Here is a 13,093-nt window from a genome sequence, read left to right as displayed (position 1 = left end):
ATTTCTGCGCCCCTCCACGCTGATGGGTGTACGGCACCGCTGATGGGTGTACGGCACCGGACGGCCGACCTCTCCACCCGCAGCCTGCACCGGGGAGTCCTGGCATTCACCTAGTCTCTGCGGCTCGCCCGCCCGCGGACGGGCCGGCGGCGGCCGCACCCGAGCACCCGGGGAACGGGCGCCGGGCCGCGCCGTCCCAGGCTCCGGGAGGACGCCGCGTACCGCTGCGGAAGCCCTGCTCAGAGCGGTACGGAAGGGTCCTCCGCCGCGCCTAGGAGTTCCCCTAGAGGTGGCCTACGGCCCGCCTTTCGCGGCCCGCCGCTGTGGAACGGTGAACTCCAGCCGTGACTGTGCCGCTTCGCGTAGGGAGTGCGATTGATGAACGGGTCGGAACCCGCGGGCTCCAGGATTCCCTCGCAGGGCGGTGAGCCGATCGCGGTCATCGGCCTGTCCTGCCGCCTGCCCGGGGCAGCCGACCCCGACGCCCTCTGGCAACTCCTGCGCGACGGCAGAAGCGCCGTCACCGAAGCGCCGGCCGACCGGTGGACCACCGAACTCCTCGCGCAGTCAGAGCTGTCCGAGCTGCCCCGGGGCGGCTTCCTCGACGATGTCGCCGGCTTCGACGCAGGCTTCTTCGGTGTCTCCCCGCGCGAGGCCCGGTCGATGGCCCCCCAGCAGCGGCTCGCCCTCGAACTCGGCTGGGAGGCACTGGAAAGCGCCCGCATCCGCCCGGAACGGCTCCACGGCCACCGGACCGGGGTGTACATCGGAGCCACCGTCGAGGACTACGCCGTACTCGTCCACCAGCAGGGCCCCGAGGCACTCGACCACCACACTCCGACCGGCCTCAACCGCGGACTCATCGCCAACCGCCTCTCCTACCACCTCGGCCTGCGCGGCCCCAGCATGACCCTGGACACCGCTCAGTCCTCCTCCCTCGTCGCGGTCCAGGCCGCGTGCGACAGCCTGCACCGCGGCGACTGCGACACCGCGCTGGCCGGCGGGGTACACCTCAACCTCGCCCCCGAGAGCACTCTCGCCATGGCCCGCTTCGGCGCGCTCAGCCCGAGCGGCCGCTGCCACACCTTCGACGCCCGCGCGGACGGCTTCGTCCGCGGCGAGGGAGGCGGCCTCGTCGTCCTCAAGCCCCTCTCCAGGGCCCTGGCGGACGGCGACCACGTCCACTGTGTGATCCGCGGCGGCGCGGTCAACAACGACGGCGGCGGGCCCGGCCTCACCACCCCGGACGCCGCCGCGCAGGAAGAGGTGCTGCGCCTGGCCTGCGCACGCGCCGGCGTCCACCCCGGCGACCTCGGCTATGTGGAGCTGCACGGCACCGGCACCAAGGTCGGTGACCCCATCGAGGCGGCGTCGCTCGGCGCCGCGTTCGGCACCGACCCGCGCCGGAGCACCCCACTGCCCGTGGGTTCGGTCAAAACCAATATCGGCCACCTCGAAGGCGCCGCCGGCATCGCGGGACTGCTGAAGGTGGTGCTGTGCGTGGAGCACGGCCACCTCGTTCCGAGCCTCAACTTCGCGACACCCCACCCCGACATTCCGCTCGACGCCCTGAACCTGCGGGTGCAGACCGAGTCCGGCGCCTGGACGGCGCAGGAGGGGCGGCAACTCATCGCCGGGGTCTCCTCGTTCGGGATGGGCGGCACGAATGCGCATCTGATCGTGGCACGGACGGAGGACTCCGGGGAGGTTGAGTCTGCCACTGGACGGGGCTGCGTTCCGTCGGCTCCGGATGCGGACGTGACGGTGCCCTGGGTGGTGTCCGGGCGTACCGCCGAAGCCCTGGCGGCGCAGGCGGAGCGACTGGTGTCACGGGTGACGGACGGCGGCTTGTCGCCGGCGGAGGTGGGCTGGTCGCTGCTGACGTCCCGGTCGTCGTTCGAGCACCGAGCGGTCGTGGTGGGTTCCCGGACCGACGAACTGACCGCCGGGGTACGGGCGGTGGCGGAGGGACGCCCCGATGCCGCGGTGACGATCGGCGAGGCAACCGACCGCTCCGGCAACACGGTGACCGACCGCTCCGGCAACACGGTGTTCGTCTTCCCGGGGCAGGGGTCGCAGTGGGCCGGCATGGCGGTGGAGCTGCTCGACTCCTCGCCCGTCTTCGCGAGCCGGCTGGCGGAGTGTGAGGCGGCGTTGGAGCCGTTCACCGACTGGTCGCTGAGTGGTGTGCTGCGTGCGGCTGACGGGGCCCCGGGGCTGGACCGGGTCGATGTCGTCCAGCCGGTGTTGTGGGCGGTGATGGTGTCGTTGGCGGAGGTCTGGCGCTCCCACGGTGTCGAGCCGGCTGCTGTCGTCGGGCACAGCCAGGGGGAGATTGCTGCGGCTTGTGTCGCCGGGGCGTTGACCCTGGAGGACGGCGCCCGGGTGGTGGCGCTGCGCAGCAAGGCCATCCGTGCCCTGTCGGGCCGTGGCGGAATGGTGTCGGTGGCGCTGCCCCGGCCCGAGGTGGAGGAGTTGATCGAGCCATGGGGTGGTCGGATCTCGGTGGCGGCGGTCAACGGGCCGTCGTCGGTGGTGGTGTCCGGTGACGGCGATGTTCTGGGCCGGCTGGTGGAGGAGTGCCGGGAGCGCGAGGTCCGTGCACGGCGGATCGAGGTGGATTACGCCTCGCATTCGGCGCATGTGGAGTCGATCGAGGAGGACCTGAACGACGTCCTGGCGCCGGTCGCGCCCCGGACCCCCGCCGTGCCGCTGTTCTCGACGGCGACGGGGGACTGGCTGGACACGGCGGAGATGGACGCCGGCTACTGGTTCGCCAACCTGCGGCGGACGGTGGAGTTCGCCCCCGCCATCGACGCGCTGACCGCGGCCGGGCACCACACCTTCGTGGAGGTCAGTCCACACCCCGTCCTGACCATGCCGGTGCGGGAGACGGTGGAGGCCGCGGGCGCCGAGGGGGCGGTCGTGGGCACCCTGCGCCGCGGCGAGGGCGGCCTCGCCCGGTTCTACACCTCGCTCGGCGAGCTGTACGTGCAGGGTGTCGACGTCGACTGGGCCCCGGCGTTCGCCGCCCCCCGCCCCCCGCTCGTGGACCTCCCCACCTACGCCTTCCAGCGCGAGCGGCACTGGATCGAGCACCCCGCCGGGCACCCCCGCCGCACGGCCCCCGCCCCTTCCGTGCCGCACCGGCCCGCCACCACCCCGACCGAGCGCTCCGGGACGGGCCGGCCCACCCTCGACGTCGTACGGGACCACGCTGCCGCGGTGCTCGGCCACCGGGACCCCTCAGCGCTCCACGCCGCCCACACCTTCAAGGACCTGGGCTTCGACTCGGTCACCGCCGAGGAGCTGCGGAACCGGCTGAACCGGGCACTCACCGTACGGCTGCCGTCCACCGCGCTCTACAACCACCCCTCACCCACCCGGCTGGCCCGCTACCTCGACGCCGAACTCCTGGGTACTGCCCATGAGTTGCCCCAGCATCAAGGCCCGGCCGCCGACCCCGAGGAGCCCATCGCCATCGTCGCGATGGCCTGCCGCTACCCCGGCGGCGTACGGTCGCCCGAAGACCTCTGGCAGATCCTGCGGGACCGGGTGGACGCGGTATCGCCGTTCCCCACCGACCGGGGCTGGCAGACCGACGGGCTGTACGACCCCGACCCCGAACGCTCGGGCACCAGTTACGTGCGCGAGGGCGGCTTCCTCGATGCCGCGTCCTTCGACGCCGGCTTCTTCGGGATCTCGCCGCGCGAGGCCCTGGCGATGGATCCGCAGCAGCGACTGCTGCTGGAGACCTCGTGGGAGGCGCTGGAACGGGCCGGCATCGACCCGACGGGGGTCCGCGGCAGCCTCACCGGAGTGTTCGTCGGAGCCATGGCCCAGGAGTACGGCCCCCGGCTGCACCAGGCGAGCCAGCAGGTCGAGGGCCATGTCCTGACCGGCACGACCACGAGCGTGGCCTCCGGACGCATCGCCTACACACTCGGTCTCGAGGGACCGGCCATCACCGTGGACACGGCGTGCTCCTCCTCCCTGGTGGCGCTGCATCTCGCGGCGCAGGCACTGCGCACCGGAGAGTGCACCCTCGCGCTCGCCGGCGGGGCGACGGTGATGTCCCGGCCCGGCATGTTCGTGGAGTTCAGCCGCCAGCGGGGACTCGCGCCCGACGGCCGGTGCAAGCCGTTCGCCGCGGCCGCCGACGGCACGGCCTGGGGCGAAGGCGCCGGAATCCTGCTGCTGGAACGCCTGTCGGAGGCCCGCCGCAAGGGCCACCCGGTACTGGCGGTGCTGCGCGGCAGCGCCACCAACCAGGACGGCGCCTCGAACGGCCTCAGCGCCCCCAACGGCCCCTCCCAGGAACGCGTGATCCGGGCCGCGCTCTCCGCTGCCGGGCTGCGGCCCTCCGACGTCGACGCGGTCGAGGCGCACGGCACCGGCACAGCGCTCGGCGACCCCATCGAGGCGCAGGCGCTGCTGGCCACGTACGGGCAGGAGCGGGAGGCGGACCGGCCGCTGTGGCTCGGCTCGCTCAAGTCCAACATCGGGCACACCCAGGCCGCCGCCGGTGTCGCCGGGGTCATCAAAATGGTGCTCGCCCTGCGGCACGGCCTCCTCCCGGAAACACTGCACCTCGACGCGCCGTCCCCGCATGTGGACTGGTCGGCGGGCACGGTACGGCTGCTCACCATGGACCAGCCGTGGGAGGTGAACGGGCAGGTGCGCCGGGCCGGCGTCTCCTCGTTCGGCATCAGCGGCACCAATGCGCATGTGATCGTGGAACAGCCTCCGGCCGAAGCCCCGTCCGCACGGCCCGACGCAGCGGAGCCGGGCGACGCGGAAGGAGCGGACGGCGACCACCGTGACCAGCCGGTCGTGCCCTGGGCCGTGCACGGCCGGACCCCGGAAGCACTGCGCGCCCAGGCAGCCGCGCTCGCCACCCACCTCGACTCCCTCCCCGACGCCGCACCGTACGACGTCGCACACTCCCTGCTCACGACGCGCGCGGCCCTGGAACACCGAGCGGTGCTCATCGGCACCGACCGCGCCGCCCTCCTCGCGGACCTGCACTCTGTGGCCGAGGGCGACCCCGGCCCCCATACCGCCATCGGCTCCGTACCCACCGCCCCCGCTTCGTCAGCGGTCTTCGTCTTCCCGGGGCAGGGGTCGCAGTGGATGGGCATGGCGGTGGAGTTGCTGGACTCCTCGCCGGTGTTCGCAAGCCGGTTGGCGGAGTGTGAGGCGGCGCTGGAGCCGTTTACCGACTGGTCGTTGAGTGGTGTGTTGCGGGGGGCCGAGGGGGCGCCGGGGCTGGATCGGGTGGATGTGGTTCAGCCGGTGTTGTGGGCGGTGATGGTGTCGTTGGCGGAGGTCTGGCGGGCTCATGGTGTGGAGCCGGCTGCGGTCGTCGGGCACAGTCAGGGGGAGATCGCGGCGGCGTGTGTCGCGGGGGCGTTGAGCTTGGAGGATGGCGCGCGGGTCGTGGCGTTGCGGAGCAAGGCCATCCGTGCGCTGTCCGGTCGCGGTGGGATGGTGTCCGTGGCGCTGTCCCCGTCCGAGGTGTCGAAGCTGATCGAGCCGTGGGGTGGCCGGGTTTCGGTTGCGGCGGTCAACGGCCCCACCTCCGTGGTGGTCTCCGGCGACGCGGACGCGCTCGATGAACTGATGGACGTGTGCCGCGAGCGCGAGGTCCGTGCGCGCCGCATTGACGTGGATTACGCCTCGCATTCGGCCCATGTGGAGTCGATTCGCGAGGAGCTGCTCACAGTCTTGGCGCCGGTGGTGCCGAGGGCGTCCGAGGTGCCGTTCTTTTCGACGGTGAGGGGGGAGTGGCTGGACACGGCGGAGATGGACGCCGGGTACTGGTACGCGAACCTGCGGCGGACGGTGGAGTTCGCCCCCGCCATCGAAGCTCTCACCGAGGCTGGTCACCGCACCTTCGTGGAGGTCAGCCCGCATCCTGTGCTCACCGTGCCGCTTCAGGAGACCGTGGAGGACGCCGGCGCGGATGCGGTGGTGACCGGCACGCTGCGCCGGGACGACGGTGGTCTGCCGCGCCTCTTCACCTCGCTCGGCGCGCTGTATGTGAACGGCGTGGACGTCGACTGGTCCCCCGTCTTCGCCGACCGCCGCCCGCGCCGGGTGGACCTGCCGACGTACGCGTTCCAGCGGCAGCGCTTCTGGCTGGAGCCGGAGGCGCCGGCCGTCGCCGCTTCCCCCGAGGAGGCGGCGTTCTGGACGGCCGTCGGGGACCAGGACGCGGCATCACTGGCGGGCACGCTCGGGCTGCCCGGCGCCGAGGCCCTGGACGAGGTGCTGCCCGCGCTGTCGTCATGGCACAAGAACCGGCGGCGGCGGAGCACGGTCGACGGCTGGCGCTATCGCGTCGTGTGGCGGCCCCTCACGGAGCCAGCCGTCCGTCAACTCGACGGCAACACATGGCTGTTGGCGGTTCCGGCCGGGTACGAGGACGACGCGCTGGTGCGCGGCGCCCGCGAGGCACTGGAGGAAGCGGGCGCCCGCACACACGCACTGACCGTGGACGACAGCGCGGGACTCGCCGATCTGCTGCGTGCCGCCTCCGCACCCTTCACCGGTGTGCTGTCCCTGCTGGCCCTGGACGAACGGCCGGACCGTAGCCAGCCCTGCGTACCCACCGGCCTTTCGCTCACCCTCGCGCTGCTCCAGGCACTCGGAGAGGCCGGGATCGACGCCCCGCTGTGGTGCGTCACCCGAGGCGCGGTCGCCACCGGCACCACGGTCGAGTCTGCGACGGATGCCACCACGGCCGATTCCACCGCTGACCCCACTGGCGATTCCGTGGGGGGCGCCACCGTTGCGGACCATGCGCCGACGCATCCCGACCAGGCCGGGATCTGGGGGCTCGGCCGGGTCGCCGCGCTGGAGCATCCGGAACGTTGGGGCGGCCTCATCGACCTGTCCGGCCAGGTGGCAGCCGATGGCCAGGAAGTGACGCTGCTGGCGCGGATCCTGGCAGCCGGTGGTGACGAGGATCAGCTCGCCGTCCGCGGGACCGCCGTGTACGGGCGTCGGCTGGTCCCCGCGCCGGTCGCCGGGAAGGCCCCGCGGCGCTCCTGGCGCCCGCGCGGCACCGTCCTCGTCACCGGCGGCACCGGAGCGCTCGGTGCCCATATCGCCCGCTGGCTCGCCGCCGAGGGCGCGGAACACCTCGTCCTCACCGGCCGTCGTGGTGCCGACGTCCCCGGCGTCGCCGCACTCCGTTCCGAACTCCGTGACCAGGGCGTCCAGGTCACCGTGGCGGGTTGTGACCTCGCCGATCAGCAGGCGGTGGCGGCCCTGGTACGGCAGATCGAGCAGGACGGGGACCCGGTCCGCACCGTGGTGCACGCCGCCGGAGTCAGCGCCCTCGGTCCGCTGGCGGAGGCAGGCGCGCACGACCTCGCGGCCGCGCTCTCGGGCAAGGTCGCCGGAGCCGACCACCTGGCCGCCGTACTCGATCCCGCACACCTCGACGCCGTCGTCTACTTCTCCTCCATTTCCGGCACGTGGGGCGTGGCCGAGCACGGCGCGTACGCCGCCGCCAACGCGCTCCTCGACGCCCGCGCCGCACGCGGACGGGCCGACGGCCTGCCGGTCCTGTCGGTCGCCTGGGGCCCGTGGGCCGGCGGCGGCATGATCTCCGACTCGATGCACGACGTGCTGCGGCGCCGCGGCGTGCCCGTCATCGACCCGGACACCGCCCTCACCGCCCTCCAGCAGGCGCTTGACCACGACGAGACCTCGCTCGCGGTCGCCGATGTCGACTGGCAGCGCTTCAGCAGCCTCTTCACCTCCATACGTCCCAGCCGACTCCTCACCGAGATCCCGCAACTGGCGGAGGGCGGGGACGGTAGCGGTGATGGCGGAACGGAGCGTGGGTCCGCACGTTCGCCGCTCGCCGAGCGGCTCGCCGGGCTCGATGCCCGGCAGCGCACCGCAGCACTGCTGGACCTCGTCCGTGAGCAGATCGCCTCGGTGCTCGGTCACGACAAGACGGCCCCGGTCGACGCCGAACGCCCCTTCAAGGAGCTGGGTTTCGACTCGCTGACCGCCGTCGAGCTGCGCAATCGCCTGGGCCGGGCCACCGGGCTGCGACTGCCCAGGACCGTCGTCTTCGACCATCCCAGCCCGGCCGCGCTCGCCGGCTACGTCGGCACCGAACTGGCCGGCGAGGAGGAAGGCGCCACCAAGCCGGGCACGGCGCCCGCCCTCGTCCCCGCCCCCGGCTCCACCCCCGCGGACGATGACCCGATCGCCCTCGTGTCCATGGCCTGCCGGTACCCGGGTGGCGTGCAGTCCCCCGAGGACCTGTGGCGGCTCGTCCGGGAGGGCGTCGACGCGATGTCCGCCTTCCCCACCGACCGCGGATGGGACCTCGACGGCCTCTACGACCCCGATGCCGACCAGCCCGGCAGGAGCTACGTCCGGGAGTCCGGATTCCTGCGCGATGCCGGTGACTTCGACGCCGAGTTCTTCGGGATCTCGCCGCGCGAGGCGATCGCCATGGACCCGCAGCAGCGGCTCCTCCTGGAGACCTCGTGGGAGGTCTTCGAGCGGGCGGGCATCGACCCCAAGTCCCTGCGCGGCAGCGGGATCGGTGTCTACATGGGCGTCACCGACCAGGAGTACGGGAACCGGCTGCGAACGTCGGATCCTGAGCAGTTCGAGGGCTATCTCGCGACCGGGGCGGCCGCGAGCGTCGCCTCCGGCCGGGTCGCCTACACCCTGGGACTGGAAGGCCCGGCCGTCACGGTCGACACGGCATGCTCGTCGTCACTGGTCGCCCTGCACATGGCGGTGCGAGCCCTCCGCTCGGGGGAGTGCTCGCTCGCCGTCGCGGGAGCCGCGATGGTCATGGCTGATCCGGGTCCCTTCATCGGCTTCAGCCGGCAGCGGGGACTGGCGCGCGACGGCCGCTGCAAGCCCTTCGCCGCCGCCGCCGACGGCTTCGCACTCTCCGAGGGCGTCGGTGTCCTGCTGGTCGAACGCCTCTCGGAGGCCCGCCGCAACGGGCACCCGGTGCTGGCGGTCATCCGCGGCACGGCCGTCAACCAGGACGGTGCGTCGAACGGCCTCACCGCGCCGAACGGTCCCTCGCAGCAGCGAGTCATCCGTGCCGCGCTCGCCGATGCGGGTCTGTCGGCCGGTGCGGTGGATGTGGTGGAGGCGCACGGTACGGGTACGTCGTTGGGCGATCCGATCGAGGCGCAGGCGTTGCTGGCCACGTATGGGCAGGAGCGGGCGGCGGACCGGCCGTTGTGGCTCGGCTCGGTCAAGTCCAACATCGGGCACACCCAGACCGTCTCCGGTGTGGCCGGTGTCATGAAGATGGTGCTCGCCATGCGGCACGGCGAGCTGCCGGCGACCTTGCACGTGGACGAGCCGTCGCCGCATGTGGAGTGGTCGTCGGGCGCGGTGGAACTGCTGACCGAGGCCCGTCCGTGGACGCCGGAAGACGGCCGTCCGCGCCGCGCCGGCGTCTCCTCGTTCGGTATCAGTGGGACCAATGCGCATGTGATCGTGGAGCAGGCGGAGCCGGAAACGCAGGCGGAGGCGGAGTCGGCTGAGGGAGAGGCCGTCGCGCCGTCGTCGGCTTCGGGTGTGGTGGTTCCATGGGTGGTGTCCGGGCGTTCCGCCGAGGCGTTGGTGGCGCAGGCGGAGCGGTTGGCATCGCGAGTGGTGGACAGCGACTGGTCGCCGGCTGAGGTGGGTTGGTCGCTGGTGGCGTCCCGGTCGTCGTTCGAGCACCGGGCGGTCGTAGTGGGCTCGGATATCGCTGAACTCACCACACAACTAGGGAAGTTGAACCCCTCTTCGGCGGTGAGTGATCCGGGTCGGACGGTGTTCGTCTTCCCGGGGCAGGGGTCGCAGTGGGTGGGGATGGCGGTGGAGTTGCTGGACTCCTCGCCGGTGTTCGCAAGCCGGTTGGCGGAGTGTGAGGCGGCGTTGGAGCCGTTCACCGACTGGTCGCTGAGCGAGGTGCTCCGTGCGGCCGAGGGGGCGCCGGGTCTGGACCGGGTGGATGTGGTCCAGCCGGTGCTGTGGGCGGTGATGGTCTCGTTGGCGGAGGTCTGGCGCGCCCACGGTGTCGAGCCGGCTGCTGTCGTCGGGCACAGTCAGGGTGAGATTGCCGCGGCTTGTGTCGCCGGGGCGTTGACTCTGGAGGATGGCGCGCGGGTGGTGGCGTTGCGGAGCAAGGCCATCCGTGCGCTGTCCGGTCGCGGCGGGATGGTGTCGGTGGCCCTGCCGTCGTCCGAGGTCCCGGAGCTTGTCGAGCCGTGGAACGGTCGCATATCGCTTGCGGCCATCAACGGCCCCACCTCCGTGGTGGTCTCCGGCGACGCGGACGCGCTCGATGAACTGGCCGATGCGTGCCGGGAGCGCGAGGTCCGGGCCCGCCGCATTGACGTGGACTACGCCTCGCACTCGGCCCACGTGGAGTCGATCGAGGAGACGCTGGGGGAGCTCCTGGCGCCCGTCGCGCCCCGGAAGTCGTCCGTGCCGCTGTTTTCGACGGTGACGGGGGAGTGGCTGGACACGGCGGCGATGGACGCCGGGTACTGGTATGCGAACCTGCGGCGGACCGTGGAGTTTGCGCCCGCCATCGAGGCCCTCACGGCCGCCGGCCACCGCACCTTCGTGGAGGTCAGCCCGCACCCCGTGCTCACCGTGCCACTCCAGGAGACCGCCGAGGCGGCAGAGGTCGAGGCGGTGGTGACGGGGACCCTGCGCCGTGATGACGGTGGTCTGTCGCGGCTCTACACCTCCCTCGGCGAGCTGTATGTGAACGGCGTGGAGGTGGACTGGTCCCCGGCCTTCGCCGCCCCCCGCCCCGCAGTCGTCGAGCTGCCCACCTACGCCTTCCAGCACCGCCGTTACTGGCTGGAGTCGGGTCAGCCGGCGGTGGCCGGTGTGGTGGATCCGGTGGAGGTGCGGTTCTGGGATTCGGTGGAGCGGGCGGATCTGGAGGGTCTGGCGGCGACGTTGGGTCTGGCGGATTCGGGTGCTTTGGGTGAGGTGTTGCCGGCGCTGTCGTCGTGGCGGCAGGGCCGGCAGCAGCGGAGCACGGTCGACAGCTGGCGCTATCGGATCGTCTGGCGACCTCAACCCGAGCCAGACCAGGGCGAGTTGGACGGCAGCTGGGTGATCGCCGTACCCGCTGACTACCTGGCGGACGACCTGGTGCAGGCGACCTCTCGCGGTCTCGGCGAACGGGCTCGCCTCCTGCCCGTATCGGCCACCGCCGACCGCGCGGAACTGGCGGCACAGCTGACGGCGCTGCACGGTGACGCGGATGCCCCGCTGCACGTGGTGTCGCTGCTCGCGCTGGACGACCGGGACGCCGGCGGCCACCGGGGAGTGCCCGGCAGCCTGCTCAGCACCCTTGCGCTCACCCAGGCACTCGCCGACACGGAGGTGAAGGCCCGCCTGTGGGCGGTCACCCAGGGAGCCGTCTCCACCGACGCCGCCGCAGGGGGACCGGAATCCGGCCGGGCGTCCGACCCGCTACGCAATCCCGGCCAGGCGGCGATCTGGGGTCTGGCCCGGGTCTTCGGCCTCGACCACCGTGAGCGCTGGGGTGGCCTGATCGATCTGCCGGGGACCCTGGACGACGACGCACTGCGCCGTTTCCGGTCCCTGCTCAGCGGTGACGGTGGCAGTCAGGACGAGTACGCCGTCCGCCCGTCCGGGGTCCATGCCCGGCGCATGGTGCGCGCGCCCCTCGACCCGTCGGCCGCCGCCGAGCCGTGGCAGCCGCGCGGCACCGTTCTCATCACCGGGGGCACCGGAGCGCTCGGCGCCCATGTGGCGCGGGCGCTCGCGGACGGCGGCGCCGAGCACCTGGTGCTCGTCGGCAGGCGCGGACCGGACGCCCCGGGCGCATCCGAGTTGTCCGCCGAGCTGACCGCCCTCGGGGCGCGCGTCACGGTGGCCGCCTGCGACGTCACCGACCGGGCCGCGCTGGCCAAGCTGCTGGACTCGCTCACCGACGAGGCGCCGCTGACCGCCGTGGTGCACACCGCGGGCGTCGTCGGTGAGGCCCGTCCCCTCGACGAGACGTCCCTCGACGACGCGATGGCCGCCGTGCGCGCCAAGATCTCCGGCGCCTGTCACCTCGACGAGCTGCTGGCCGATCACCCGCTGGACGCCTTCGTGCTGTTCTCCTCCGGCGCAGGAGTGTGGGGCAACGGCGGACAGGGCCCGTACGCGGCAGCCAACGCCACCCTCGACGCACTCGCCGCATGGCGCCGGGCACAGGGCCGACCGGCCACGTCCATCGCCTGGGGTGCCTGGGCGGGCGGCGGCATGGTCGACGAGGACGTGGCCGAGCAACTGAGCCGCCGCGGTGTGCCCGCGATGGATCCCGCACTGGCCGTACACGCCCTGCGGGAAGCCGTCGACCAGGGGGAGACCACGCTCGTCGTCGCCGACATCCGATGGGACCGCTTTCTCCCCGCCTACACGGTGAGCGGGCCCCGGCCGCTCCTGGACGAACTCCCGGACGTCCGGCAACTGCTCGCCGGCCAGGAGGAGGAGCGGGCGGACCAGGCCGGCGAGAAGGGCCCGGACCTGCCGGAGCGGCTGGCCGCGCTTCCGGAGCCCAAGCGCAAGCGCATGCTCCTGGACCTCGTCCGCACCCATGCGTCCGCCGTACTGGGGCACTCCTCGACCGAGGCGGTCCGGCCCGCGCGGGCCTTCCGCGAGCTGGGCTTCGACTCACTGACCGGAGTGGAGCTGCGCAACCGGCTCACCACGGCCACCGGACGGAAGCTCCCCGCCACTCTGGTCTTCGACCACCCGACACCGACCGCACTCGCCGCGTACCTGCGGGACGCACTGCTCCCCCCGGAACCGGAGGCAGCGAGCGACCTTCCGGTGCTCCCCGAGCTGCAACAGGTCGCGAGCGCACTGCAAGCGGCCACCGATGACGACACCCGGCGGGCGCTCACCGAAGGGCTGCGCGGCCTGCTCACCCACTGGGAAGGCCAGGAGCCGCTACCGGCAAAGACCGTCGACGACGAACTCGCGGAAGCGAGCGATGAGGACATGTTCGACCTGATTGACAGGGAACTCGGGATCGGCTGATCCGGGACGTACACCGACCGCCGGTTTC

At 72.6% G+C, this 13,093-nt stretch carries 1 protein-coding gene; it reads left to right on the top strand.

All coding sequences use genetic code 11. The annotated features are described in order from the left end of the window. Window positions 1-378 precede the first annotated feature (378 nt). Window positions 379-13,065, top strand: a complete 12,687-nt coding sequence (locus tag OIU81_RS00640) for a type I polyketide synthase (RefSeq protein WP_329141959.1) — start codon at window positions 379-381, stop codon at window positions 13,063-13,065. Window positions 13,066-13,093 lie beyond the last annotated feature (28 nt).

Origin of the sequence: Streptomyces sp. NBC_01454 (genome assembly GCF_036227565.1) — a bacterium.
Taxonomy (GTDB): Bacteria; Actinomycetota; Actinomycetes; order Streptomycetales; family Streptomycetaceae; genus Streptomyces.
This window is presented reverse-complemented; position numbering and strand designations above follow the sequence as displayed.